Consider the following 24,246-nt stretch of genomic DNA (forward strand, 5'->3'; position numbering starts at 1 on the left):
GCGCCGGTCAGGGCAGGCAGGAGTCTTTTCATCGGAGCCTCTCGTGGGGATCGGGCCGGGAGCAGCAGAGTGACAGCAAACCGGCACCTTTGAAAGGCTCATGACATGAGACGCATACGCCTCACCCGGCGGCCGACCCCTCGGGGGACCGGCCCGGCGGGGGACCCCCTCGGCGAACGGCCGGCCCGGCGCCCTACCGGACCACCGGCAGCACCGCCGCCGCGCCGCGGCCGGTCGCCGCCTCGATGAAGTCCACCGGGTCGGCGACCCGCGCCAGCAGCGCACGGGTGAAGTCCAGCGCCCCCTCGGCGGGCGGCGGGCCGCCGACGGCCGCGACCAGGTCGAGCAGGTGGACGGTCGCCTCCATCAGCGCCACCTCGCCGAGCGCTCCGACCGTCACGCTGCCGAGCAACGGGTGCGCCACCGCGGTGCCCGGCGGAAGGTCCGCGAGGCCGTCCAGCGCGGCCGGCCCCTCGACGCCGAACCGGGCGATCAGCACGGCGGGTTCGGCCACCTCGGCGACCTGCTTCGCCGCCTCGGCGACCTGGTCGGCGGCGGTGTGGGCGATGCCGCCGGGCCGGTTGTAGACACGCAGGATGCCGGCCCCGTCCAGCACCTCGGGCCGCCCGTCCAGGACGGCCGCGCGCAGCCCGGTGAACATCTCCGGCACCGGCGCCACGTGCGCGTACAACTCCCGTACGGTCCACCCGGGCAGCCGAGTGGACCGCTCCCAGTCCTCGGCGGCCAGGGCCGCGCCCCGCTCCGCCCAGGACACCCAGGCCTCCGCCAACAGCGCGCGCACCGGGTCGTTCTGACTGCTCATCGGCTCTCCTCAGGACGGTGATCACGGGGTCTCCCCACGCTATCCCGGGCTCCCGGAAAACCGTTTGCCGCCCCCTCCCCGGGCCGTCACCATCGGTCCATGACCGACTCCGCCGCCCGCCCGCTGCCCGCGCCCGCCGCCCACCCGGCCCCGGGCCGACAGCAGCCCGGCCGTCCCCGGAGGCCCGACGCCGCCCGCCCATGAGGGCCGCGCTGGTCGCCGGGCTGCTCGCCGGGCTCGGCGTGGCCGTCCCGATGGGGGCCGTCGGGGCCTACCTGGTGTCGCTCACCGCGCGCACCTCGCTGCGCACCGGCGCCTGCGCCGCGCTCGGGGTGGCCACCGCGGACGGGCTCTACGCGCTGCTCGCCGCGGCCGGCGGCACCGGCCTGGCACCGCTGCTCGAACCGGTCGCCCGGCCGCTGCGGATCGTCTCCGCCCTGGTGCTGCTGGCCCTGGCCGCCCGGACGGCCGTCACCGCGCTGCGCGGCCGCCCCGGCACCACCGCCGGACCGCGGGCCGCGCCGCCCACCCCCGCCCGGGCCTTCCTCGCCCTGCTGGGCATCACCCTGCTCAACCCGCTCACCGTGCTCTACTTCGCCGCCCTGGTGCTCGGCGGCGGCAGCCAGGAGGGCACGCCGGCCCGGGCCGCCTTCACCGTCGGCGCCTTTACGGCCTCGGCCTGCTGGCAACTGCTGCTGGCCTCCGGCGGCGCGCTGCTCGGCCGGGCGCTGACCGGCCCGCGCGGCCGGCTGCTCACCGCGCTCGGCTCGGCCGCCCTCGTCGCCGCCCTCGCCGTCCGGCTGCTGCTCGACTGAGTCCCGGGGCTGAATCCGGGGCTGAGTCCGGGGCGCGGGTCCCGGGGCGGCGGCCCGCACCCCGCCCCGCCCGCCACCGCCCGCCCGGCACCACTCCCCCACCGGCCGCCGCCCACCTCCCGACTACGCACCGCACCCGGCTCGGCCGTCCTGGTCACCGAGCCGCCGCCCGATGCCCCGCCCCATGCCCGGTCACCGCCGTTCACCGAGTTCCGCGGGGCCGGTCCGCCGCCGCCGCGTCGGCCACCCTCCGCAACCGACCCCGCCGCCCCGGTCGCCGTGCCCGCCACCCTCGCCGCTCCACCGCCGGTCGGCTGACCAGCGGGATCGGCGAATCGGCCGGCAAATCCCGCTGACCCGTTTACGTCCGATTCCTACCTTGTATCCTGGTTCTGTATCCGCTGAGTGACATCCGCCGAAAACGCCGAACCCCCAGCCCAGGCAGCGGGCCCCGCGCCACGGCCGGTCCGCCGAACCGTCCGAACGGCCCGGGCGCGACCGGGAACGCCGCCACCGACCCGGAGGAGTGCGGAGATGGCCGAGCAGGACGCCCCCGAGAAGCGGGGCCGGCTGAGCCGCCCGCTGGTGCTGGGCGCCGCCGTGGCCCTGGTCGACCGCGAGGGCCTGGCCGCGCTGACCATGCGCAGGCTCGCGGCCGAGCTCGGCGTGGAGTCGATGGCCCTGTACCGCTACACCCCGGGCAAGGAGGCCCTGATCGACGGCCTGGTCGAGGCCTACTTCGACGAGATCAACGCCCGGCTGCGGGCCGGCTCCACCGGCGGTTCCCACCCGGACGGCTGGCGCGCCGAACTGCGCCGGATCGCCCGGGCGTTCGCCGCCACCGCGCACGCCCACCCCGAGATCCTGCCGCTGGTCGCGACCCGCCCGCTGGCCGTCCCGGTGGCCCGCCGCCCGGCCTCGGTGCTGGACCTCACCGAGCACATCCTGGCCGTGCTCGGCCGGGCCGGCTTCGACGACGCCGGCGCGCTGACCGTCTACCGCACCTTCGTCGCCTGGAACCTCGGCTGCCTGCTGGTGGACAAGCGCCAGGTGGTCGACAACCCGAGCGAGCCGGACCCGGCCCTGCGGCTCGGCCTGCACCGGCTGCCCGCCGCCGACTACCCCAGGCTGCGCGCCCTGGTGCCCCGGTTCGCCGACTTCGACCACGAGGCCGAGATGCTGAGCGGCCTGGACAGCCTGCTCGACGGGATGCCCGAGCCGCCCCTTGACGACTTCTACCGTGACGGCGGATCCTGAGGATACGAGGTACACGTCGGACATATCCGCTCCTATCGGCGCCGCCGCGCCGCCCGGCACCACCGCGGCAGCCCGCTGACGGCGCCCGGAAGAAGTCCCCATGTCCTCCGCACCCGACACATCACCCCCTGACGACATCCTGCGCCTCCGCGTCACCGCCAAGGACCCGGAGACCCTGCGCGCGCTGCTGCGCGACACCCGCCCCGACGTCGGCGGACGCCCGCACGTCGAGGAGGACGGCCGCATCGGCATCGACGTCTACGTCCCGGCCGACCGGATCCCAGCCCTCGAACGCGAGGGCGTCACGGTCACCATGACCGGCAACGCCAGCGAGGCCGGGCGCGCCGCCCAGGCCGAGGTCGGCAGCGGCGACCGCTTCGCCCCCGCCGACGCCGTCCCGCGCGGCCTGGCCGCCAAGCTCTCCGGCTGACCCGGGAGGCCCCCCATGCCGTACCTGAACGTCACCGAGGTCGAGTCCGCCGTGACCAGCCTGGCCACCGCCTTCCCCGACCTGACCCAACTCGTCACCCTGCCCGAGCCCTCGTTCGAGGGCCGCACCGCCCACGCCCTGCTGATCAGCGAACCCGCGGCGGACCCCAAGCCGTGCGTCATGATGATCGGGGGCGTCCACGCCCGTGAATGGGGCAGCTGCGAGATCCTCGTCCACCTCGCCGCCGACCTGCTGGAAGCCCACCGGGACGGCACCGGCCTCGGCTACGGCGGCACCGCCTTCACCGCCGGTCAGGTCAGCGGCCTGCTCCAGCGGCTCGACCTGGTGCTCTACCCTCTGGTCAACCCCGACGGCCGGCACTACAGCCAGACCGTCCGGCCCATGTGGCGCAAGAACCGCAACCCGGCGAACGCCGGCGGCAACCCGGCCCCGGACTGCGTCGGCGTCGACCTCAACCGCAACTACGACTTCCTCTTCGACTTCGTCACCGCCTTCGACCCGGCCGCCAACCCCCAGGTGTCGAACGACCCGTGCGACCGGCAGGTCTACGCCGGCCCGAGCCCGTTCTCCGAGCCGGAGACCCGCAACGTCCAGTGGCTGCTGGACCAGCTCCCGCTGACCCGGTGGTTCGTCGACGTGCACAGCTACTCGCAGGACATGCTCTACAACTGGGGCGACGACGAGAACCAGTCGGTCGACCCCGACATGAACTTCCGCAACTCCGACTACGACGGCAAGCGCGGCCTGCCCGGCGACCTCACGTACGCCGAGTACATCCCCAAGGACGACGAGGACACCGCCGTGCTGCTCGCCGAGGCGTTCTGCAAGGGCGTCAACGGCGTGCGCGGCCTGTCGTACAAGCCGATGAGCGGCTTCCACCTGTACCCGACCAGCGGGACCAGCGACGACTACGTCTACTCCCGCAACTTCGCCGACCCGGACCAGGGCAAGGTGCTCGGCTTCACCGTCGAGTGGGGCACCGAGTTCCACCCGCGGTGGGCGGAGATGGAACAGATCATCCGCGACGTGGACGCCGGGCTGGTTCAGCTCTGCCTGGCCACCACCTGAACAACCCCCGAACCACAGTGCCCGACAGCGGGGCGCCCGCCACGACCCTTCGTGGCGGGCGCCCCGGGCGCGCGCTCGGGCGGCCCGGTGGAACGCTCAGGCGGCCCGGTGGAAGAAGAACGGGTCGATGGACGGCGGCACCCGGGTCACGCCGTCGGTGCTGAGCAGTTGGTGGACGGTGAAGTTGGCGTTGCGCTGGTACGTCACGCCCACCGGGAAGTTGGCCCGGTCCGGCGTGTTGTTGCCGGCGAAGACGCCGTAGAAGTCCTTCCCGACCGCGAGCATCCGGATGTAGTCACCGAGGAAGGGCAGTCCCGCGGCACGGGGCACGTTCGCGGGCGCCTGGTGCAGGACGTCGGACTCCGGCGCGGTGCTCCAGTTGTCGGCGGTGACCTCCAGGATCGTCGTCCACTGGTTCCTGGCGAACCGCTGGTAGACCAAGCCCACCAGACCGTCCTCGTTGACGGCCAGCGACGGGTTCTTGGCGTCGGTGACGTCGTCGCGCACCTTCCGCCAGGTCTGGCCGCGGTCCTGCGAGTGCCGGACGTGCAGGGTGTTGTCGACACCGCCCGGGCCGCCCACGCGGTCGCACCAGGCGATCCAGACGCGGTCGGCGTCGGTCGGGTCCACCGCGATCGTGAGGTCGCCGCCGAGCCGTTCCTGCCCCATGGTCGAGTTGAACGCGACGAAGCGGTCGGTCGCTACCCGCTGCCCGGGGACGCTGTCGGTGGCGTCCTTGAGGTCCTGGAACGGGTGGGCGCCGACGCCCCCGTCGTCGTCCCGGCTCACCACGACGTCGAAGGTGACGTTGGTGATCGGGTCGCCCTGGTCATTGGTCCGCCAGCTCTCGAACGCCGCGTAGACGGTGCCGTCGGGGTGCACGGCGAGGCGCACCGGCGGCCCGTCCTGACTCGCCGGATCACGCTGCTCGATCACCGTGGGCACGAATCCGGCCGGTGCGGGCGCCGTCCGCGCGTCGCCCGAGACGTCCACGACGGCGGTCCGCGGGCCCGGACCGTTGTTGCCGACGTAGACCCGGTCCCGGTCGGCGCCGCCGGCCGTCACGGTGTCGGCGATGACCCACGGCTGGTCCTCCTGGTCCCGGCTCACCAGGATCTCCATGGGCGCGGTCGAGGCGATGCCCGGCGTTCGAAGGATCTGCATCCTGGTGATCGGCCTGGGCCGGTGCAGTGCGGCCAGGCCGTTCAGTATGCCCGCGTACAGGGCACCGCCCCGGGCCGCGAAGGCCACCGTGATGTCGGCGGTACCCAGATCCGGCGCGGCGCCGGGGACGATGGCGTGCAGCACCCAGCTGTCGCCGCCGTCCGTGGACACGTAGACCGGGGCGAGCGGACCGCCCATCGGGTCGGGGGTGAAGGCGGTCGCGACCATCTCGGTGGGCGTCTCGGGGTTGACCGCGAGAAACGGCTCGGAGTCCTGGGTCGCGGTGCCGCTCAGCGCCTTCGGGGTGATGTTGACGACCTTGAGGGTGGGCATGTCGGCTCACCTCCGTTCGCGCAGCACGGCGAGCTTGTGCACCGGCTGGTAGTCCTCGGGGTGGATCAGTTCGTACGGGGCGAGCTCGCGCTGGTCGTCCTGGGTGGCGTGCAGGAGCCACAGCCCCTCCTGGCCGGCCTTGGGCTTGGGCACCCGGTAGTAGTGGGCGTCGCGGCTGTTGGGGTACAGCACGGCGAGGGTCGCGTCGTTCACCCGGCCGCTCTCGACCTGGGTGACGGCGATCGCCGCCCGCCACCAGTCCGGCGAGTGCTCGGACCGGCGGTCGGCGCGGTCGGCACCGCCGGCCCGTTCCAGGCCGACCACCGTGCCGACGACCACGGCGTCCGCCTCCGCGGCGTGCGCGGCCAGATCCTGGTGGCGGATCTCCCGCTGCACCGAGCTGAACGGCTGTTCGTCGGCCGTGGTGGCGGCGAGCGACACGTGGTGCTGGACGGCCTCGGCGGGCAGCCGGCCCACCTCGGTGACGCCCAGGCCCTCCCCGTACACCATGCCCTGGGTGAAGAACGCGGCCTGCTCGCCGACGCCCATCGGACCCGCGTCGGGCGACAGTTGGACGGTGACCTCATTTCCCGCGAGCTGCCGGAACGCTTCCGGCGCGTGCAGCACCTGGTCCACCCTGACCACGGCCGTCCGGTCGTTCCTGGCCTCGGCCGGGACGGCCGCGAGCGAGGTGCCGCCGACCCGGGTGACCGTGCCGACGAAGCTCAGCGGCGCCCGCCGGACGAGTTCGGTGAGCTCCTCGTGCGCGACGGGTGGCATGTCAGTCATGACGGTCCTCCTCTCCGCTCACCGCACCGCGCGGGCCGAGGAAGGGTGCGCCCGACGCCACTCGATCCGCGCGCCGAGCAGGCAGGCGGCGGTGACGGCGGCCGCCAGTGCGACCACGAGCCACTCCGCCGCACCGCTGCCGGCGTCCGGGTCGATGCCGAGGAGCGTCTCGATCCACTGCGGCCACACCAGGGTGAGCAGGAACAGTAGTCCGGACAGTCCGCCGAGGGCCGTCTCCAGCCAGAAGCGGGGCCGGACCGGATTCGTTTGCCGGAAGGGCATCACTGCGCCTCCCCTTCTCCAACCGCCCGGGCCGTGCCGCGACGCGGCGCGCGCCGTTCCCGTGCCGCCGCGCGTGGCGGCGGCACGACCCGGCCGGGCCGGCCCGGGTCGGGGTCTGGTCTGCTCCCTTCGGCACCGCCGGTCGGGGGCGGGATCGCCGCGGGAGGTGATCTGCTTCGATCCGCAGCGTCGGAGCTGCGGTGGGAGTGCGGCCGGGAGGGGATCGCGGGTCGTCCGCATCCCGTCCCTGCGCTGTACGCCTACGAGGCACACGTACTTCGTATACGAGTCTGCTCGCACTCCGTGAGCAGGTCAAGGGCGGACCGGGCCGCCTCCCGCGTCAGACCCGGGCGCCGAGCATCCGCAGCACCAACTCGCCGTAGCGGCGCCCGAGTTCCTCCGGCGTCTCGGTCGAATTGTCGGTGTACCAGCGGGAGACGTCGATGCCCAGCGAGGTGACCGCGCGAGCCGCCGTGCGCACCTCCGCCACCTGGAAGTCCCCCGTCGCCACACCGGCCCCGATCAGCGTGCTGACCTCGCGCTCGATGTCCAGGCGCAGCGCCGCGACCACCGCGTAGGCGTCCTCGGGCAGCGCGTGCAGCTCGTAGTTGACCACCCGGCCGACCGTCCGGGCCCGGGCGTGCCAGGCGGTGAACTGCTCGACCAGCCGCCGCATCCGTTCGGCCGGGCCGCCCTCGCCGGCCGCCGCGTTCCGGACCAGGGTCAGCGTGGCGGCGTGCCCGGCCCGGCTGATCTCGGCCAGCAGTGCGGCCTTCGACTGGTAGTGGATGTACAGCGCCGCCGGGCTCATCCCCGCCGCGGTGGCGATGTCCCGGGTCGTGGTGGCGTGGAAGCCGCGCTCCGCGAACGACTCGACGGCGGCCTGGAGCAGCCGGTACGCCGCTTCGGGGCGGGCGTCGGCGCCGGGCAGGGTCGGCCAGAGGTCGGCGAGCGGGGTGCTGGTCATGGCGTCATCCTCCCAGAGAACTCGTACACGCTTTCCCTCCGACCGCCCGCCCGGCCCGACCGTCGGCCACCGCTCGGGCCGGGGGTGGGCGGTCGGCGGAGTGTTGACAGGCTCCCGCACCGACAGCATGCTGAGCAAGCGCTTAGTCAGCTGCTGGCAGAGATCCTCGCACGAAAGGCAGGACGCTCCGTGGTGCACTCCTTCAAGGGCCGGGTGGCCGTCGTCACCGGGTCGAGCCGGGGCATCGGCCTCGGCATCGCCCGCGAGCTGGTCGACCGCGGGGCCAAGGTCTGCCTCACCGCCCGCAACCCGGAACCGCTCGCCGAGGCCGTCCGCGACCTGGGCGGCCCGGACAACGCGATCGCCGTCGCGGGCAAGGCCGACGACCCGGCGCACCAGGAGGAGGCCGTCACCCGCACCCTGGAGGCCTTCGGGCGGCTCGACCACCTCGTCAACAACACCGGCATCAACCCGGTGTACGGGCCGGTCCTGGACACCGACGAGGCCGCCGCCGCCAAGATCCTCGCCGTCAACGTGCTCGCCCCGCTGGCCTGGACCCGCCGCGCGCACGCCGCCTGGATGGGCGAGCACGGCGGCTCCGTCGTCAACGTCGCCTCCATCGCCGGCATCCGCTCCTCGCTCGGGATCGGCATGTACGGCGTCAGCAAGGCCGCGCTGATCCGGCTCACCACCGAACTCGCCGCCGAACTGGGCCCGCAGGGCATCCGGGTCAACGCCGTCGCCCCCGCCGTGGTCAAGACCAAATTCGCCGAGGCCCTGTACGAGGGCCGCGAGGAGAAGGTCGCCAGGGCCTACCCGCTCGGCCGCCTCGGCGTCCCCGAGGACATCGCCGGCGCCGTCGCCTTCCTGCTCTCCCCGGACGCCGGCTGGATCACCGGCCAGACCCTGGTCGTGGACGGCGGGGTCACCCTCGGCGGTGGGATGTGACCCCCGGGGACGTCGACGGCCGGACATCCGACAGCGGGACGTCCGACAGCCGGGCGTTCGACGGCCGGGGCGTGGTGGTGACCGGCGGCGGCCGGGGCATCGGCGCCGCGCTGGCCCGGGCCTTCGCCGCGGCCGGCGCCCGGGTGGCGGTCAACGACCTGGACGCCGGGGCCGCCCACGCCGTCGCGAAGGAGTGCGCGGGCACCGCACTGCCCGGGGACGCCGCCTCCGCCGAGGGGATCGCCGACCTGGTCGGCCGGGCCCGCGCCGAACTCGGCGAGATCGACGTGTGGTGCGCCAACGCGGGCGTCGCCCCGGTGGGCGGCGCGGACGCGCCCGCCGCGGCCTGGACGAGCGCCTGGGAGGTCAACGTCATGGCCCACGTCCGGGCCGCCGAACTGCTGCTCCCCCGCTGGCTGGAGCGCGGCGAGGGCCGGTTCCTGGCCACCGTCTCCGCCGCCGGGCTGCTCACCATGCTGGGCTCGGCCCCGTACTCGGTGACCAAGCACGGCGCGCTGGCGTTCGCCGAATGGCTCTCCGCGACCTACCGCCACCGGGGCCTGCGGGTGCACGCGCTCTGCCCGCAGGGCGTGCGCACCGATCTGCTCGCCTCCACCGGCGCGGTCGGCGAGGCGCTGCTGGCCCCGACCGCGCTCGACCCGGCGGACGTCGCCGAGGCGGCCCTGGACGGGATGCGCGCGGAGCGCTTCCTGCTCCTGCCGCACCCCGAGGTCGCCGACTACTGCCGCGCCCGGGCCACCGCGCCGGACCGCTGGCTCACCGGGATGAACCGGCTCCAGCAGGGGCTGGAGAGGAGTGAACTGCTGTGAGGGCCTGGCAGGTTGACGAGCTCGGTGAGCCCGCCGAGGTGATGCGGCTGGTCGAGGACCTCGCGCGGCCGGTACCCGGCCCGGGGCAGCTGCTGGTGCGGGTACGGGCGGCCGCCGTCAACTTCCCGGACGCGCTGATGGTGCGCGGGCAGTACCAGGTCCGCCCACCGCTGCCGTTCACGCCCGGCGTGGAACTGTGCGGCGAGGTGGTGGACGGCGCCCGGCGGGGCGAGCGGCTGATCGGCAACCCGGTGCTGCCGCACGGCGCCTTCGCCGAGTACGCGCTGCTGGACGCCGCCGCCGCGTTCCCGGCGCCCGAGGTGCTGGACGACGCCGAGGCCGCCGCCCTGCACATCGGCTACCAGACCGCCTGGTTCGCGCTGCACCGCCGGGCCCGGCTGCGGGCCGGCGAGACCCTGCTGGTGCACGCGGCCGCCGGCGGCGTCGGCAGCGCGGCGGTCCAGCTCGGCCGGGCCGCCGGGGCACGGGTGATCGCCGTGGTCGGCGGGCCGTCGAAGGCGGAGGCGGCGCGGGCGCTCGGCGCGGACCTGGTGGTGGACCGCCGGGAGCGGGACTTCGTCGCCGCCGTCAAGGAGGCCACCGGCGGACGCGGCGCGGACGTGGTCTTCGACCCGGTCGGCGGCGAGGCCTACACCGGCTCCACCCGGTGCATCGCCTTCGAGGGCCGGATCGTGGTCGTCGGCTTCGCCGCCGGGCAGATCCCCGCCCCGGCGCTCAACCACGCCCTGGTGAAGAACTACTCGATCCTGGGCCTGCACTGGGGCCTCTACAACACTCACGACCCGCGTGCCGTCCGCACCGCCCACGACGAGCTCGGCAGACTCGCCGAGCAGGGCGCCGTCCGCCCCCTGGTGAGCGCCCGGGTGCCGCTGGCCGCCGCCCCGGACGCCGTCCGGCTCGTCGCCTCCGGGCACAGCACCGGGCGGATCGCCGTCCTCGGCGACTGACCCGCCGCGCGGCCCGGACCGCGACACGGGGCGAGGCCACAGCCCGTCGGCTGTGGCCTCGCCCCGATCGACGCCGGCGCGCTCCTAGCTGTTGCCCCCGCTGCTGCCGCCGCCGTTGTTGCCGCCCCCGTTGTTGCCACCGCCGTTGTTACCGCCGCCGCCCCCGCCGCCTGCCGGGTTGAGCAGGCCGACGATGTCGATGGAGTTGCCGCAGACGTTGGCCTGGAGGTTGACGGGGATCTGGATCAGGTTGCCGGACAGCACGCCCGGGGATGCCGCGGCGATGCCGTCGGCGTCGGCGTCGCCGTGCGCGTTGACGCACGCGCCCGAGGGCAGGGTGTATCCGGACTCGCCGTGTCCGGCGCCCTCGTCGTGGCCCGCGGCCGCGGGGCCCGTGGAGAGGACGGCCAGCGCGACCGTGAGGCCGCCGGCGAGCAGGTACTTGCTGGTGTTGGTCATGGCGGAAGGGGTAGCCGGTCGGCCCGGGCGTCATGGGGCAGCCCCGCCCGCACGGTCACCCGGTTGCAGGCCCGATCCACCACCGATGCAGGAGTCCCATCCCCGATCGGACCAGAACCGGACGGTCCCCGCCGTCCGAACCGGGTGAGGCCGGCGTCCCGGGAGCACGGCCCGCCTGCGGGACGTCGGCCGGAGAGGTGACGTACGGCAACCGAACAGGTGCCTTTCGGGCGTTTCACGATGCCGCGCGGCGCTGCCCGGGGCGATAAGTGACCGTGCATGTCCGCTGCCGAGGCGGCAGGCGTGCGGCGACATGGTGCGTAGACGTTCGACCTGGTCGGCCCGGGTGCCTCCGGCGAACGGATGCGCGGCTCGCGTTTCACACCGTCAAAGCCTTCCCACCCGCCGCGCCAGTGTTCGGGCGCCGGTGCTCACGTCGACCTGGGAGTACCCGCATGAGAGTCCGCACAACCCGGCCACCGCACGACCCGGGGGAGTCCGGACCGCCCTCCGGGGCTCCGAGGACCCGGCGGGTCCTTCGCCGGACCCTGATGGCGTTGACGACCGCGGCGGCCGTGGCGACCGTGTCCGTCACCGGCTTCCCCCTGGCCGGGACGGCCTCGGCGCAGTCGCCCTCGCTGTCGCTCTCCCAGTCGGTCTCCCCGACGACCGTCAACGCGGTCGGCGAGAACGCGACCTTCTCCTTCGTGGTCACGAACAACGGTGACGAGCCGCTCACCGGAGTCACGGTCGCCACCACGTCCTTCAGCGGCACCGCGGGCCCGCTGGTGGTCTCCTGCCAGGGGAGCGACCTCGCCCCCGGCTCCGCGACGACCTGCACCGCCCCGTACACCGTGACCCAGGCGGACATCGACGCGGGCGGCGTCACGAGCATCGGCACCGCCACCGGTCGGACGTCCACCGGATCCACGGTCACCGCGCCCGGCGCCACCGCCACCCTGGCCGCCATCCAGAGCGCCGCGATCTCCCTGCAGAAGGCCGGGGCACCGTCCGGAGGCAACGGCGGGGGCGGGAACAACGGGGGTGGGAACAACGGCGGCGGCACCAACAGCCGACGCTCGACCTCCGTGACCACGTTGACGGTCGATCAGACGATCTCCTACACGTACGACGTGACGAACACCGGGAACGTCACGCTGACGGGGGTGTCGGTGACGGACACCTCCTTCTCCGGCACGGGCACCCCGCCCGTGATCTCCTGCCCGGCGACCACGCTGCCGCCGGGCGAGTCGATGATCTGCACCGGCTCGTACACGGTGACGCAGGCCGACGTGGCCGCCGGGTCGATCACCAACACCGCCACCGCGACCGGCACCCCGCCCTCCGGGCCCCCGGTCACCTCAGGGCCCGCCACAGCGACAGTGACCTCGCCGCAGAACCAGGCCGGCCTGGCCCTCGACAAGATCGCCATCACCTCCGGCGGGGGCGGCAGCGGCGGCAACAACCGGCGCAACACCCTGATGACCACCATCGCCGTCGGCGAGACCCTCATCTACTACTTCACGGTGACCAACACCGGGAACGTCGACCTGACGGACATCGGCGTCACCGACACCTCGTTCTCCGGCACGGGCACCCCGCCCGCGATCTCCTGCCCGTCGGCCATCCTGCCCGTCGGCGCGAGTTTCACCTGCTCGGCCACCTACACCGTCACCCAGGCCGACGTCACCGCCGGGACGATCACCAACACCGCCACCGCGACCGGCACCCCGCCCTCCGGGCCCCCGGTCACCTCACCGCCCGCCACCGCCACCGTGACCGGCCCTCCGGCCGCGCTCACCCTCGACAAGACCGTGTCCGTCGCCGGCGGCGGCGGGGGCGGGGGCGGGGGCCACAACGGCGGGGGCAACAACGGCGGCGGCAACAACCGGCGCAACACCGTGGTCGCCACCCTCACCCCCGGCCAGGTCCTCGACTACTCCTACGTGGTCACCAACACCGGCAACGTCACCCTGACGGGCCTGTCGGTGACGGACACCTCCTTCTCCGGCAAGGGCACCCCGCCCGTGATCACCTGCCCGTCGACGACCCTGGAGCCGGGAGCGTCGATCACCTGCACGGCCACCTACACCGTCACCCAGGCCGACATCGACGCCGGGACGATCACCAACACCGCCACCGCGACCGGCACCCCGCCCTCCGGGCCCCCGGTCACCTCGCCCCCCGCCACCGCCACCGTGACGCTGACCCAGTCCCCGGCGCTCACCCTCGCCAAGTGGGCGTCCCCGGCCACGGTGACCGCCGCCGGCCAGACCGTCACCTACACCCTGGTGGCCACCAACAGCGGCAACGTCACCCTCACCGGCATCACCGTCGCCGACACCGCGTTCTCCGGCTCCGGCACCGCCCCGACCCTCACCTGCCCCACCGGGCCGCTGGCGCCCGGCGGGTCGACGACCTGCACGGGCACCTACACCGTCACCGCGGCCGACCTGCGCCAGGGGCACATCGACAACACCGCGGTGGCCACCGCCACCGGGCCCGGCTCCACCACGGTCACGTCGGGCCCCGCCACGGCGCGGGTCACGGCCACGCCGCCCCAGTCGGCCCCGTCCCCCTCGCCCTCGCCGTCTCCCTCCCACATTCCTTCTCCGTCGCCCTCGCACCACCCCTCCGGCCACCCCTCCGGCCAGCCCCACCCGCCGCACGGCCAACTGCCCGAGACCGGTGCCGGAAACCTGACCCTCATCGGCACGGCGGGTGCGCTCCTGCTCGCCGCGGGCGTCCCCGTGCTCCGCACCGCCAACCGCAGGCGCCGCCCGCAGGCCGGCAGCGCGGACCAGGGCACCCGGCCCATGGAGTGACACAGCCCCCCAGGATGACGGCACCGGCCCGCGCGGAGCGCGCGGGCCGGTGCCGTGCGTCGGGGCTCGCACGACCGGCGGTCACCCGCGCCGTGGTCACCGCCCCTCGGTGATGACCTCCAGGGCCGGACGGGGCTCGCGGCCGAGCAGGGCCGCGAGATCGCCCGGCCCGCCCGGGCCCGCGAGGAAGCCGTGGGCGATCGCCGAGTAGGTGCCGACCACCATCGGCACCTGGAAGTCCCGCGCGTCCGAGGCCGCCACCGCCGCCCGGGCCTCGGTCAGCCGTCCCGGGCGGTACTCGGCGCCGAGCGCCTCGGCCACCTCCGCGCCGCCCACCGCCCGCTCCCCCACCAGCTCGTAGGTGCGGCCCGCGTGCCCGGCCGGCGAGAGGGCGACGTTCACCGCCACCTCCGCGAGGTCCGCCCGGGCCACCGCCGCGAGCTTCCCGTCCCCGAGCGGAGCGCCGATCACCCCGTCCGGGCCGGGCGCGGTGATCGCCCCCAGCAACTCGGCGTACAGGCCGTTGCGCAGCACCGTCCAGCGCAGCGTGCCGGACGCCCGCAGCCGCCGCTCCGTCCAGCGGTGGGCGAGGGCGTAGGGCAGGTGGTCGCCGTCGCCGGAGAGGCTGGTGTAGACGAGGTGCTCGACGCCCGCCTGCTCCGCCGCCTCGATCGCGGCGCCGTGCCGGGCGATCACCACGTCGTCCTCGGCGGCGCCGGCCGAGATCAGCAGCAGGGTCCGCACCCCGGCGAAGGCCTCCGCCAGGGTGTCCGGCCGGTCGAAGTCCACCAGCCGGGCCGGGACGCCGTGCGGCACCTCCCCGGGAGTGCGCGAGCCGGCGACGACGCCCTCCCGGCCGGCGAGCCGCGCCAGGACGAGCGCGCCCAGGCCTCCGTTGACTCCGGTGACGAGCAGCATGGGGTTCCTCCAGGGGTGATCGGTCGTCGGCTGCACGACCATCCTCGATAACCTGGGCGTCCGGCGTAAGGAGGCACATTCATGTCAGCAGGGCACACCGCGGTAACCACGTCCCGCCCGGTGGTCTGGTGCGAGGACGGCGTGGACTGCGGGATCCGCGACCTGCTGGACCGCCTGGGCGACAAGTGGTCGGTCCTCACCGTCGTCGAACTCGCCCAGGGCGTAAGGCGGTTCCGCGAACTGCAGCGCGCCCTGCCGGGCATCTCGCAGCGGATGCTCACCCTGACCGTGCGCCGCCTGGAGCGCGACGGACTGGTCTCGCGGACCGTCCACCCGACCGTCCCGCCGCAGGTGGAGTACGAGCTGACGCCGCTCGGGCACAGCCTGACCCACCTGGTGCGGGCGATGGCGGACTGGTCGTACGGCCACCACGACGCGATCGTCGACTCCCGGCGGCAGTGGGACGAGGCCAACCCCGGCTCGGAGATCCGCTAGCCCCTGATCTCACCCGGTGACCTCGACGGTGACTTCGTAGCCGCGCTGCTCGGGCGGGCAGTTGAGGGCCTCGCCGCAGCTGGTGCGGGTCGCGGTGAGGCGGGCGGTGCCGGGGGCGCGGGCGGTGAAGGAGGCGGTGACGGTGCCGCAGCCGCCGCCGGGGCGGCAGGACGGGGACGGGGTGGTGGTCGGGGGGCCCGCCGGGGCGAGGACGTCGGGGGCGGAACTGGTCGCGGCGGACCAGTAGGTGCTGTGGAGGGCGAGCGTGACGGTCGTGCCGACGGCGGCCTTCAGGGTGGTGCGGTCGGCGTGCTCGTCCACCGTGACCGTCGCCGGGCTCGGCGCGGTCGACGCGGTCGACGCGGCGGCGGGCGTCGACGGGCCCGTTCCGGTGGAGGCGCAGCCGGCCAGGGTGAGCAGGGCGGCGGCGAGTACCGGGGCGGCGGATCTTCTCGGGTTCACGGTGGTTCCTCCTGCTGTTGTTCCGGGGGTACCGGTTCGACGCCCCGGCGGCCGGTTCGGATCCCGCCGGACGGCGCTCGGACCGGAAACGGCACCGGGGCGGGCGCTGGGCCCACCCCGGTGCGTTCGGCGCGGCGATGGTCAGGAGACCGTCACGTCGTCGTAGTAGGTGTAGGTCGGGTCACCCGGGTAGTTGTCGTCGTGGTTGCTCAGGGTGAGGGTGTAGGAGTGGCCCGGGGTGACGGTCGCCGTCCTGTTGGTCCAGGTACCGGTGGTGGTGCAGGTCTTGGCCAGGACCGTGGTGGTCGTGCCGGTGGTGTTGTCCTTCAGGGTGGCGGTGGCCCAGTCGTAGGCGACGGTGTCGTCACAGGTGTTGCTGTACCAGAAGGACAGCTTGCTGGTGCCCGTCGGCGCGGTGAAGGTCTGGGCGATCGAGGAGTCCCCGGTCGGGCCGGTGGAGCCGACCATGGCGCCGTAGCCGCCGCCGTGGGCGGCGGAAGCGGTGGCGGAGGTGCTGCCGGCGGTGGTCCAGCCGGTCAGGCTGCCGGTCTCCAGTCCGCCGTTGGTGACGGCGTTGCCGCCGCCCCCGCCGGTGGACTCGGTCCAGGTGAAGGTGGTGCTGCCGGCGGCGCCGGTGGTGTCGGTGGCGGTGACCGTGACGCTGGAGGTGCCGGCGGCGGTCGGGGTGCCGGAGATCAGGCCGGTCGAGGGGTTGATCGACAGGCCGGCCGGCAGGCCGGTGGCCGAGTAGCCCAGCGTCTGGCCGGTGGCCGAGTCGGTGGCGTTGATCTGCAGGCCGGCCGCGGTGCCGACGGTGCCGCTCTGGTTGCCCGGGTTGGTGACGGTGACCGTGTTGCCGTGGGTCAGGATGGCGTGCGAGATCGCGCAGGAGTTGGTGTCGTTGGACCAGCTGGCCTGCTCGGCGTAGCTGCCGAATGCCCCGAAGGAGATGTTGGCGGCGCCGCCGGTGCTGCCGGGCTGGATCCAGGCGCACTCGTCGGAGTTCTCCTGGCCGTTGTAGCTGCTGCCGGAGACGTGGTTGGTCCAGCCTCCGGCCGGGTTCTGGTCGGACATCATCTCGTGCCACTCGTGGCCGAGGGTCATCGTCCAGCCGTCCAGCGTGCCGGGCGAGTTGACGAAGCCGACGCCGCAGTTGGAGCCCGCGTCGATGTTGTACGGCTGGTTGGAGAAGGCGATGTCGCCGTAGGGCGAGCTCGCCGCACCGCCGGTGAGGGTGGTGTCACCGTTCCAGTCGTGCCAGGCGCAGTACCCGGTGGTCGGGTTCTGGTAGTCGTCCGGGTTGGTGCCGTGCGGCGACAGGACGATGTAGTACGCGTCCCGGTTGGCGGCGGCGGTGGTGTTGCCGAAGTGTCCGGCGGCCTTGACGGCCTCCTGGGCGAGTTGGTTGCCGCTGGCCTGGCTCGGCGAGGCGGCCGCGTTGTCGTACCAGACGCCGGACAGGACGCCGCCGCTCTGGTACGGGATGAAGTTGGCGCCGGACGGGCAGCTCACGGCACCGGTGGCGACGGTGGGGCCGTCGCACCACTGGGTCATGTCGGCCGACCAGGTCTCGCCGTTGGTGCCGATGCCCTTGAACATCTGCTGGGTGGCACCGGCGGCACCGGCCGAGTCGTTGGAGAACTTCGCGTTGCCGGCGGCGTCGGTGGTCTGGCTGCCCCACTGGTTGCCGTAGAAGACCAGGTAGACCTTGGAGTGCCCGCTCTGCACGCCGATCCCGTCGACGCCGCCGCCGTACGACAGCGTCTGCTGACCGGTCGCCGCGGCCTGGTCGTGGGCGGCGAGCCACTTCTTGTAGTTCTCGTGCTGGGACATGCCGGGGACCGCGCCGTGCCGGTAGGGGTGGCCGGCCTGCGGGCTCCAGGGGTTGAACTCGTTGGTGGTGCTGCCCTGCGAGCCGGAGATGTCCTGCGCGGAGGCCGGACCGGCCGCGCCGGCCAAGCCGGCGGCGGCGAGCGCGAGCGACGCTATTCCGGTGAGCGCCGCGTACCTCGCGCGTCCGGTCCTGGGGGAGTGACCCATGGGTGAGGGTGCCTCTCTTCTGCCGATCGTCCGCGGTCTCGGGGACCGGGAACGATCCCTTTGTGGGGGAAGGGCCGGCGGCGGATTCCGTCGGGTCGGGTTCCGGTCGAATTCATTCGCACACCCGGAATTGACTGCCCGTCGGCCTTTTGCCGCCTGCGTGGCAAGAAGGAAAGCAGAGCTGATGAACACCGGTCAACGGCGCGGGGTAAGGAACGATTAAGAAGCGCGTCCAAGCAGGTCAAGCAACGTTGACGAAAGGGGATCAACGCGCGTAGTCATTCACTGAATACGACAGGAAATGCCGTTTCGAAATCCGCGAGCGGCCGTGTGGCGAGTCCCCCCGACGGCAATTCGGCGCCGTGCGGAACCTTCCCCCTCGGCTCGTCCGGAAGGGGGCGGCGCGGGGAATCCGCCCGCCGCCCCGGCCCGCTACCGCTCGTACGCCACCTCGGGGAAGCGCGCCGAGGGCCCGTCCAGCAGGTGGTCGTCCTGGCCGCGCAGCCAGCGGTCGAAGAAGGACGCCACGTAGGAGCGGGTGGCGAGTTCGGCGCGGCCGGGGCGGATGTCGCCGACGTCCTTGCGCAGCTGCTCGGCGCTGAGCACGCCCTGGCGGGCGAGCTGCGGCAGCAGCGGCTGGGCGTCGGTGTACGAGCCGTGGCGGGAGCCGGTGAGGGTGACGTCGGCGTGCCAGCCGGTGCTGTGCTGCCACAGGGCGTTCCAGCCGGGCTGGTCACGGTAGCCGCCGGAGTCCTCGCCGCCGGTGCCCATCAGCAGGAACGGCCGGTTCAGGCCGTCCTCGGCGACGCTGGGCAGGAGGACGCCGGTGTGGCCGTCGGGTCCGGGGAAGTGCATCTGCCCGTCCATGTTGATCCCGGCCGCGATCCGCGGGTCGTCGTGCATGGTCTGGAGCGCGGTGAAGCCGCCCGCCGACTGGCCGACCATGCCGATCCGGCCGAGGTCGAGGGCCCCGGCCACCCCGGCGGGCAGGCCCGGACGCCCGCCCAGGCCGGCGAGCCGGTCCAGGACGAAGCGGGTGTCGGCGACCCGGGTGTCCATCGCCTTGCGCAGCACCGCGCCGATGTCCAGGCCGGGCCGACCGAGCATGCCGGGGAGCACCGAGGTGGCCAGGTCGCCGCCGGGGAAGGCGACTTCGGAGGCCTCGTAGGTGTGGTCGACGGTGACCACCACGTAGCCGCGCGAGGCGAGGTCCTCGACCAGCGCCGTCCCCCAGGTGCGCGGGTCGCCGAGGCCGGGCGAGTACAGCACGACCGGGCGCGGGCCGCCGGGCAGTGCCGGGGCGTCCTTGCGCGCGTGGGTGCGGATGGCCGACCAGTCGGTGCGGCCGGGCTCGGTGCCGTAGTTGAGCAGGCCGACGCCGTCCGGGCCGTCGAAGTGCCGGCCGGCGGCGGGCTCCATGTACGGGGCCCGCTCGTCGCCGGAGGCCGGGTGGGAGGTCGGGTACCAGAGGCTGATCATCAGCTCGCGCCGCTGCCCGGGGTGCCAGGGGTCCTCCCGTCCGGTGTCGGTGAGGTGCAGCGCGGTGGTCCCGATCGGGTACGGCCCGCTGGGCTCGGGCAGCCAGGCCCGGGCCTGTCGCCCGGGGCTAGCGTCCCCCGGCGCGACCGCTCCCACGGCCGTACCGATCGTGCCCACCGCCGTTGCCGCCGCCAGCACCACCGCCGCCACGGCCCGTCCCGGAATGCCCATGATGTCCTCCGTGCTCCGATCGATCGAACACGCAGGACACTACGGTCGGGAACGGGCCGCGGCCGTCATACCAGAGGGCCAACACGTCCCTGAATACCCGGGTATGACACCCCTACGGGTCAGCGCCGGTACTTGCGCAGTTCCCTCCGGGCCAGCGAGCGCTTGTGCACCTCGTCGGGGCCGTCGGCCAGCCGCAGGGTGCGGTTGCCGGCCCAGAGCTGGGCGAGCGGGGTGTCCTGGCTGACGCCGGCGGCGCCGTGGGCCTGGACGGCCTTGTCGAGGATCCACTCGACGGTGCGCGGGGTGGCGATCTTGATCGCCTGGATCTCGGTGTGCGCACCGCGGTTGCCGACGGTGTCCATCAGCCAGGCGGTCTTCAGCACCAGCAGCCGCAACTGCTCGATCCGCACCCGGGACTCGGCGATCCAGTCCTGCACCACGCCCTGCTCGGCCAGCGGCTTCCCGAACGCCACCCGCTCGTCGGCCCGGCGGCACATCAGTTCCAGCGCCCGCTCGGCGATGCCGATGGCGCGCATGCAGTGGTGGATGCGGCCGGGGCCGAGCCGGGCCTGGGCGATGGCGAAGCCCGTGCCCTCCTCGCCGATCAGGTTCTCCACCGGGACGCGGACGTCCTCGAACAGCACCTCGGCGTGGCCGCCGTGGTCGGCGTCGTCGTACCCGAAGACCGTCATGCCGCGCCGCACGGTCACGCCCGGGGTGTCGCGCGGCACGAGCACCATGCTCTGCTGCCGGTGGGGTTCGGCGGCCGGGTCGGTCCTGCCCATCACGATGAGGATCCGGCAGTCGGGGTTCATCGCCCCGGTGATGTACCACTTGCGGCCGTTGACGACGTACTCCTCGCCGTCCCGCTCGATCCGGGTGGCGATGTTGGTGGCGTCCGAGGAGGCCACCTCGGGCTCGGTCATCGCGAAGGCCGAGCGGATCTCGCCGTCCAGCAGCGGGCGCAGCCAGCGCTCGCGCTGCTCGGCGCTGCCGAACTGGGCAAGCAGCTCCATGTTGCCGGTGTCGGGCGCCGCGCAGTTGAGCGCGGGCGGGGCCAACTGGATGCTGCGGCCGGTGATTTCGGCGAGCGGGGCGTACTGGAGGTTGGTCAGGCCGGCGCCGGGTTCGCCGGGGAGGAAGAGATTCCAGAGCCCCTGCTTGCGGGCCTGGGCCTGGAGGTCGGCGACGACCGGGGGGACGGCCCACCGGTCGCGGACCGGGTCGGCGAGTCGGGCGGCGAGCTGGGCGGCGAGGACGGGCTCGGCGGGGTGCACGTGCTCGTCCATGAAGGCGAGCAGCTGCTCGCGGAGCTCGTTCGTCCGGGCGTCGTAGGCGAAGTCCATAGGGTTCTCAGCTCTCCTTGAGGGTGCTCAGGCCGTGCCGGGCGAGGATCGGGGCCATCTCGCCGGCGCGCTCGAAACCGGCGCCCAGGGTGCGGCCCTGCCGGAAGCGGAAGTGGATGCCCTCGGCGACGGCGGCGAGCTTGAACGAGGCGAAGGCGACGTACCAGTCGAGGTCCTCCGCCCGGCGCCCGGTCGCGTCGGCGTAGGAGGAGACGATCTCGTCGGGCTTCGGGAAGCCGGGGGCGGTCATGGCGGAGGGGATGATGCCGCCGCCGACGCCGGCGAGTTCGGTGTACATCACCAGCAGGCCGACGTCGGTGAGCGGGTCACCGAGGGTGGACATCTCCCAGTCCAGGACGGCGGCGATGGTGTCGTCCGCGTCGACCAGGACGTTGTCGAGCCGGTAGTCGCCGTGCACCAGCGCGGGCGCGGGCGAGACCGGCAGCCGCTCGGCGAGCCTGGCGCGCAGGCGGTCGAGGTCGGGCAGGTCGCGGCTGCGGGAGGCTTCCAACTGCTTCGACCAGCGGCGCAGCTGGCGCTCCAGGTAGCCCTCCGGGCGGCCGAAGTCGGCGAGGCCGACGGCGGCCGGGTCGATCCCGTGCAGGGTGGCGAGGGTGTCGACCAGCCTGCGCCCGAGCGCGTGCACCCGCTGTTCGCCGAGGGCAGCCAGCGGGGCGGCGTCCCGGTGGGCGGTGCCGGGGACGTACTCCATCAGGTACCAGGGGGCGCCGAGGGTGTCGGTGTCCGGATCGAGCAGCAGGGTGCGGGGGACGGGGACCCCGGTGTCGCGCAGTGCGGTCATCACCCGGTACTCGCGGCCCATGTCGTGCGCGGTGGCGAGGACGTGCCCGAGCGGCGGGCGCCGGAGGACCGCGCGGAAGGCGCCGTCGCTCAGCACGTACGTGAGGTTCGAGCGGCCCCCTTCGATGAGGTCGGCCCGCAACGGCCCCCGGCCCCGGCCCTGGCCCTGGCCCTCCCCCCGGCCCTGGCCCTCCCCCTGGCCCTCTCCCTGGCCCTGGAGGATTCCGGGCAGCTCGCGGTCCAGGTGGGCCCGGAGGCGGGCCAGGTCCAGGCCTGGCGGGTCGACGGGGGTCTCGGTCATCGGGCGGCTCCTCGGGGAAGCGGATCATTGACTAAGCGCTTGCTTAGCATTCAACCGCAGGAGGCCCCCTGTCAATGCCGCGAACCCCCGCGCCGCACGGCCCGGGGGTCCGATCGGCGCGGGGGCCGCCGGCGAGGCCTGCTCATCACGCCATCCTCCGTGCGACACAAGGGAGTTGCCCGCCGACCCCTCCCCCACCGCGGTCGCACCGGCCCCGCCTCGACAGAGGTCGATCAAAAGTGTTCTGATGATCACTTCCATCGATCGTCTTCTGAACACCGCCTGATCGAAGATCAGAGAAATGGGGTCCGGTGAGGACTGCTCGCGGCTCGGCCATCCTGCTGGCGATGGGGGTCCTCGGGACCTCCGCCCTGGCGACGGGATGCTCCGGCACGCAGAGCAGACCCACGGCCGCCACCGGCACCACCCCGTCCAGCCCCGCCCCGAGCGCCACCACCGAGGCCCCCGCCCCGCCACCGCCAGTCCCCACCCCCACTCCCACCTGGGACGGCCAGGTCAAGGTGCTCGGCGACGGCTCCACCTCCTACACCGGCCCGCAGCCCAAGCAGCCCACGCCCGAGAAGCTCAAGCCCGGCGAGAAGCCGCCGCAGTTCGTCGTCTTCTCCTGGGACGGCGCGCTGGAGGGCGACGATCGCATGTTCTCCCGCTTCCGCAGACTCGGCGTCGAGAACAACGCCCAGATGACCTTCTTCCTGAGCGGCCTCTACACCCTCCCCAAGTCCAAGAGCACGCTCTACAAGCCACCGCAGCACAAGCCCGGCGACGCCTCCATCGACTACGCCACCGACCCCCACATCAAGGACACCCTGGAACAGCTGCGCCTCGCCTGGCAGGACGGCAACGAGATCGGCACCCACTTCAACGGGCACTTCTGCAACGCCAAGGGCGGCGGCGAGTGGAGCACCGAGGAGTGGAAGAGCGAGCTCGACCAGGCCGTCTCCTTCGTCACCAACTGGAAGACCAACACCGGCTTCAAGGACGTCCCGCCGCTCCCCTTCGACTACACCAAGGAACTGGTCGGCGGCCGCGCCCCCTGCCTGGAGGGCCAGAAGAACCTGCTGCCGGCCGAGAAGGCGGCGGGCTTCCGCTACGACGCCAGCTCCCCGGGCGAGTTCCAGGTCTGGCCGGTGAAGAAGGAGGGCATCTGGAACTTCCCGCTGCAGATGCTCCCCTACCCCGGCAGGTCGACCCAGAGCCTCTCGATGGACTTCAACTTCCTGGCCAACCAGTCCGGGAACACCACCAACGGCGACCCCAAGAAGTACGACACCTGGGAGAAGGAGACCCGCGAGAGCTACCTGGCCGGCTTCGAACGCGTCTACAACGGCAGCCGCGCCCCGCTCTTCATCGGCAACCACTTCGAGTCCTGGAACGGCGGCATCTACATGCAGGCCATCGAGGACGTGATGAAGAACGTCTGCAAGCGCGAGGGCGTCCGCTGCGTCTCCTTCCGCCAGGTCGCCGACTGGCTCGACGCCCAGGACCCGAAGGTCCTCGACCAGCTCCGCCAACTCGACCCCGCCCAGCCGGCCGACTGGTCCCGCCTGGTCAAGTGACCGGACGGGACCGCCGGGCCTCCGACAGGAGGAGGCGCACCCCCGCCGTTCGGGGCGTGGGGGCGGGGGCCGGGTGCGTGTTAGCTTCGCCGGATGGGGCGGCGTGGGGTGGCGGGTCGGGCGGCGGTCGAGGGGATGCGGGAGCTCGCGGGGGCGGGGTTGACGGCTTCGGAGGTCTTCCGGCGGGCGGATGAACTGCTGCGCCCGGTGCTGGGGTTCGACGCGGTGTGCTGGCACACGGCGGACCCCGCCACCGGGCTGGTGAACTCGGTGCAGAGCGAGGACCTCGCCCTCGACGAGTTCGAGCACGCCGTGCGCCTCGAGGTGTGGGCGGACGACGTCGCGACCTTTCCCAAGATCCGGCGCAGCGGGGTGCACGCCGAGACGCTGAGCCGGGCGACCCGGGGGCTCCTGCGGGAGAGCGTGCGGTTCCGGGAGCAGGTGGCGCCCGCCGGGTTCGGGGACGAGCTGCGGGCGGTGTTCGACGCGGCGGGCGGCATGTGGGGGTGCGCGGCGTTCCTGCGGGCCCCGGACCGCGGCCCGTACCTGGAGCGCCACCGCGAGCTCGCCGACGTCGCCGCCCGGCATCTGGGCCATGCGCTGAGGGTGTGCCACGT

The 24,246-nt window shown here is 73.6% G+C and carries 22 protein-coding genes and 1 pseudogene; 11 read left to right on the forward strand and 12 right to left on the reverse strand.

The genetic code is table 11. The features are described from left to right. Positions 1-193: 193 nt before the first annotated feature. Complete coding sequence (locus ACFWJ4_RS34030; RefSeq protein WP_380551154.1) at positions 194-823, reverse strand: maleylpyruvate isomerase N-terminal domain-containing protein; 630 nt, start codon at positions 821-823, stop codon at positions 194-196. A gap of 200 nt (positions 824-1,023) precedes the next feature. On the opposite strand from ACFWJ4_RS34030, the gene ACFWJ4_RS34035 reads away from it, so the two are divergent. The 4 genes from ACFWJ4_RS34035 to ACFWJ4_RS34050 all read left to right on the forward strand — a co-directional run bounded on the left by ACFWJ4_RS34035 (position 1,024) and on the right by ACFWJ4_RS34050 (position 4,414). Beyond that, on the forward strand, positions 1,024-1,638 hold the full coding sequence (locus ACFWJ4_RS34035; protein ID WP_380551157.1) for a LysE family transporter: 615 nt from the start codon (positions 1,024-1,026) through the stop codon (positions 1,636-1,638). A gap of 534 nt (positions 1,639-2,172) precedes the next feature. After that, complete coding sequence (locus ACFWJ4_RS34040; RefSeq protein ID WP_380551160.1) at positions 2,173-2,895, forward strand: TetR/AcrR family transcriptional regulator; 723 nt, start codon at positions 2,173-2,175, stop codon at positions 2,893-2,895. Positions 2,896-2,995: 100 nt separating this feature from the next. Beyond that, positions 2,996-3,325, forward strand: coding sequence for a hypothetical protein (locus ACFWJ4_RS34045; RefSeq protein ID WP_359909239.1), 330 nt, complete (start codon positions 2,996-2,998; stop codon positions 3,323-3,325). Between the two features lie 15 nt (positions 3,326-3,340). Continuing rightward, positions 3,341-4,414 carry a M14 family metallopeptidase gene (locus ACFWJ4_RS34050; RefSeq protein ID WP_380551162.1) on the forward strand — a complete coding sequence of 358 codons (1,074 nt, stop codon included), beginning with the start codon at positions 3,341-3,343 and terminating at the stop codon, positions 4,412-4,414. Positions 4,415-4,510: 96 nt separating this feature from the next. Here the strand turns inward: ACFWJ4_RS34050 and ACFWJ4_RS34055 are convergent, their stop codons facing one another. The 4 genes from ACFWJ4_RS34055 to ACFWJ4_RS34070 form a co-directional block, all read right to left on the reverse strand. Further along, on the reverse strand, positions 4,511-5,911 hold the full coding sequence (locus ACFWJ4_RS34055; RefSeq protein ID WP_380551165.1) for a hypothetical protein: 1,401 nt from the start codon (positions 5,909-5,911) through the stop codon (positions 4,511-4,513). Positions 5,912-5,917: 6 nt separating this feature from the next. Next, positions 5,918-6,700 carry a hypothetical protein gene (locus ACFWJ4_RS34060; protein ID WP_380551168.1) on the reverse strand — a complete coding sequence of 261 codons (783 nt, stop codon included), beginning with the start codon at positions 6,698-6,700 and terminating at the stop codon, positions 5,918-5,920. 18 nt (positions 6,701-6,718) lie between these two features. Next, on the reverse strand, positions 6,719-6,982 hold the full coding sequence (locus tag ACFWJ4_RS34065) for an ABC transporter permease (protein WP_359909251.1): 264 nt from the start codon (positions 6,980-6,982) through the stop codon (positions 6,719-6,721). Between the two features lie 340 nt (positions 6,983-7,322). After that, the gene (locus ACFWJ4_RS34070) at positions 7,323-7,949 is read right to left on the reverse strand and encodes a TetR/AcrR family transcriptional regulator (RefSeq protein WP_380551171.1); all 627 of its coding nucleotides are present in this window, start codon (positions 7,947-7,949) and stop codon (positions 7,323-7,325) included. Between the two features lie 189 nt (positions 7,950-8,138). On the opposite strand from ACFWJ4_RS34070, the gene ACFWJ4_RS34075 reads away from it, so the two are divergent. The 3 genes from ACFWJ4_RS34075 to ACFWJ4_RS34085 are packed head-to-tail and all read left to right on the forward strand — an operon-like array spanning position 8,139 to position 10,695. After that, positions 8,139-8,897: an SDR family oxidoreductase gene (locus ACFWJ4_RS34075; protein ID WP_380551174.1), complete on the forward strand. Its 759-nt coding sequence runs from the start codon at positions 8,139-8,141 to the stop codon at positions 8,895-8,897. Further along, on the forward strand, positions 8,894-9,727 hold the full coding sequence (locus ACFWJ4_RS34080; protein ID WP_380551177.1) for an SDR family oxidoreductase: 834 nt from the start codon (positions 8,894-8,896) through the stop codon (positions 9,725-9,727). Before ACFWJ4_RS34075 ends, ACFWJ4_RS34080 begins: the two co-directional genes overlap by 4 nt. Further along, positions 9,724-10,695, forward strand: coding sequence for an NADPH:quinone oxidoreductase family protein (locus tag ACFWJ4_RS34085; protein WP_380551180.1), 972 nt, complete (start codon positions 9,724-9,726; stop codon positions 10,693-10,695). The genes ACFWJ4_RS34080 and ACFWJ4_RS34085 overlap by 4 nt, the downstream gene beginning before the upstream one ends. 84 nt (positions 10,696-10,779) lie before the next feature. Here the strand turns inward: ACFWJ4_RS34085 and ACFWJ4_RS34090 are convergent, their stop codons facing one another. Beyond that, positions 10,780-11,154 (reverse strand): chaplin, encoded by a 375-nt coding sequence (locus tag ACFWJ4_RS34090; protein WP_380551183.1) that lies wholly within the window; start codon positions 11,152-11,154, stop codon positions 10,780-10,782. A 557-nt stretch (positions 11,155-11,711) separates the two neighbouring features. Between ACFWJ4_RS34090 and ACFWJ4_RS34095 the strand changes: the two genes are divergently transcribed. After that, the gene (locus ACFWJ4_RS34095) at positions 11,712-13,979 is read left to right on the forward strand and encodes a hypothetical protein (protein ID WP_380551186.1); all 2,268 of its coding nucleotides are present in this window, start codon (positions 11,712-11,714) and stop codon (positions 13,977-13,979) included. 96 nt (positions 13,980-14,075) lie between these two features. Here the strand turns inward: ACFWJ4_RS34095 and ACFWJ4_RS34100 are convergent, their stop codons facing one another. Beyond that, positions 14,076-14,897: an NAD(P)H-binding protein gene (locus ACFWJ4_RS34100; protein ID WP_380551188.1), complete on the reverse strand. Its 822-nt coding sequence runs from the start codon at positions 14,895-14,897 to the stop codon at positions 14,076-14,078. Between the two features lie 81 nt (positions 14,898-14,978). On the opposite strand from ACFWJ4_RS34100, the gene ACFWJ4_RS34105 reads away from it, so the two are divergent. Then, a complete protein-coding gene (locus tag ACFWJ4_RS34105) occupies positions 14,979-15,392 on the forward strand; it encodes a helix-turn-helix domain-containing protein (protein ID WP_359909271.1) in 414 nt (137 codons plus the stop codon). 9 nt (positions 15,393-15,401) lie between these two features. Here the strand turns inward: ACFWJ4_RS34105 and ACFWJ4_RS34110 are convergent, their stop codons facing one another. From ACFWJ4_RS34110 to ACFWJ4_RS34130, 5 genes are all read right to left on the reverse strand, one after another. Further along, the gene (locus ACFWJ4_RS34110) at positions 15,402-15,854 is read right to left on the reverse strand and encodes a hypothetical protein (protein WP_380551191.1); all 453 of its coding nucleotides are present in this window, start codon (positions 15,852-15,854) and stop codon (positions 15,402-15,404) included. A 141-nt stretch (positions 15,855-15,995) separates the two neighbouring features. Next, positions 15,996-17,894: a putative Ig domain-containing protein gene (locus ACFWJ4_RS34115; protein ID WP_380551194.1), complete on the reverse strand. Its 1,899-nt coding sequence runs from the start codon at positions 17,892-17,894 to the stop codon at positions 15,996-15,998. 432 nt (positions 17,895-18,326) lie between these two features. Further along, on the reverse strand, positions 18,327-19,604 hold the full coding sequence (locus ACFWJ4_RS34120) for an alpha/beta hydrolase family protein (protein WP_380551196.1): 1,278 nt from the start codon (positions 19,602-19,604) through the stop codon (positions 18,327-18,329). A gap of 119 nt (positions 19,605-19,723) precedes the next feature. Next, positions 19,724-20,950 carry an acyl-CoA dehydrogenase family protein gene (locus ACFWJ4_RS34125; protein ID WP_380551199.1) on the reverse strand — a complete coding sequence of 409 codons (1,227 nt, stop codon included), beginning with the start codon at positions 20,948-20,950 and terminating at the stop codon, positions 19,724-19,726. A 7-nt stretch (positions 20,951-20,957) separates the two neighbouring features. Beyond that, entirely contained in the window at positions 20,958-22,052 is a 1,095-nt protein-coding gene (locus tag ACFWJ4_RS34130; protein WP_380551202.1) for a phosphotransferase family protein, read from the reverse strand. Between the two features lie 347 nt (positions 22,053-22,399). Between ACFWJ4_RS34130 and ACFWJ4_RS34135 the strand changes: the two genes are divergently transcribed. Then, positions 22,400-23,629, forward strand: coding sequence for a hypothetical protein (locus ACFWJ4_RS34135; protein WP_380551205.1), 1,230 nt, complete (start codon positions 22,400-22,402; stop codon positions 23,627-23,629). Between the two features lie 159 nt (positions 23,630-23,788). Then, positions 23,789-24,246 (forward strand): annotated as a pseudogene (locus ACFWJ4_RS34140) (LuxR family transcriptional regulator); the annotation flags it as partial.

The organism is Kitasatospora sp. NPDC127067 (genome assembly GCF_042724755.1).
GTDB lineage: Bacteria > Actinomycetota > Actinomycetes > Streptomycetales > Streptomycetaceae > Kitasatospora > Kitasatospora lactacystinica.

What these genes read in the sequence shown, in the direction of transcription:
- ACFWJ4_RS34125 (WP_380551199.1), bottom strand. Translation starts at nt 20,950, where the DNA reads ATGGACTTCGCCTACGACGCCCGGACGAACGAGCTCCGCGAGCAGCTG.
- ACFWJ4_RS34045 (WP_359909239.1), top strand. Translation starts at nt 2,996, where the DNA reads ATGTCCTCCGCACCCGACACATCACCCCCTGACGACATCCTGCGCCTC.
- ACFWJ4_RS34120 (WP_380551196.1), bottom strand. Translation starts at nt 19,604, where the DNA reads ATGGGCATTCCGGGACGGGCCGTGGCGGCGGTGGTGCTGGCGGCGGCA.
- ACFWJ4_RS34050 (WP_380551162.1), top strand. Translation starts at nt 3,341, where the DNA reads ATGCCGTACCTGAACGTCACCGAGGTCGAGTCCGCCGTGACCAGCCTG.
- ACFWJ4_RS34135 (WP_380551205.1), top strand. Translation starts at nt 22,400, where the DNA reads ATGGGGGTCCTCGGGACCTCCGCCCTGGCGACGGGATGCTCCGGCACG.
- ACFWJ4_RS34100 (WP_380551188.1), bottom strand. Translation starts at nt 14,897, where the DNA reads ATGCTGCTCGTCACCGGAGTCAACGGAGGCCTGGGCGCGCTCGTCCTG.
- ACFWJ4_RS34065 (WP_359909251.1), bottom strand. Translation starts at nt 6,982, where the DNA reads ATGCCCTTCCGGCAAACGAATCCGGTCCGGCCCCGCTTCTGGCTGGAG.
- ACFWJ4_RS34030 (WP_380551154.1), bottom strand. Translation starts at nt 823, where the DNA reads ATGAGCAGTCAGAACGACCCGGTGCGCGCGCTGTTGGCGGAGGCCTGG.
- ACFWJ4_RS34070 (WP_380551171.1), bottom strand. Translation starts at nt 7,949, where the DNA reads ATGACCAGCACCCCGCTCGCCGACCTCTGGCCGACCCTGCCCGGCGCC.
- ACFWJ4_RS34115 (WP_380551194.1), bottom strand. Translation starts at nt 17,894, where the DNA reads ATGGGTCACTCCCCCAGGACCGGACGCGCGAGGTACGCGGCGCTCACC.
- ACFWJ4_RS34040 (WP_380551160.1), top strand. Translation starts at nt 2,173, where the DNA reads ATGGCCGAGCAGGACGCCCCCGAGAAGCGGGGCCGGCTGAGCCGCCCG.
- ACFWJ4_RS34060 (WP_380551168.1), bottom strand. Translation starts at nt 6,700, where the DNA reads ATGACTGACATGCCACCCGTCGCGCACGAGGAGCTCACCGAACTCGTC.
- ACFWJ4_RS34130 (WP_380551202.1), bottom strand. Translation starts at nt 22,052, where the DNA reads ATGACCGAGACCCCCGTCGACCCGCCAGGCCTGGACCTGGCCCGCCTC.
- ACFWJ4_RS34105 (WP_359909271.1), top strand. Translation starts at nt 14,979, where the DNA reads ATGTCAGCAGGGCACACCGCGGTAACCACGTCCCGCCCGGTGGTCTGG.
- ACFWJ4_RS34055 (WP_380551165.1), bottom strand. Translation starts at nt 5,911, where the DNA reads ATGCCCACCCTCAAGGTCGTCAACATCACCCCGAAGGCGCTGAGCGGC.
- ACFWJ4_RS34035 (WP_380551157.1), top strand. Translation starts at nt 1,024, where the DNA reads ATGAGGGCCGCGCTGGTCGCCGGGCTGCTCGCCGGGCTCGGCGTGGCC.
- ACFWJ4_RS34090 (WP_380551183.1), bottom strand. Translation starts at nt 11,154, where the DNA reads ATGACCAACACCAGCAAGTACCTGCTCGCCGGCGGCCTCACGGTCGCG.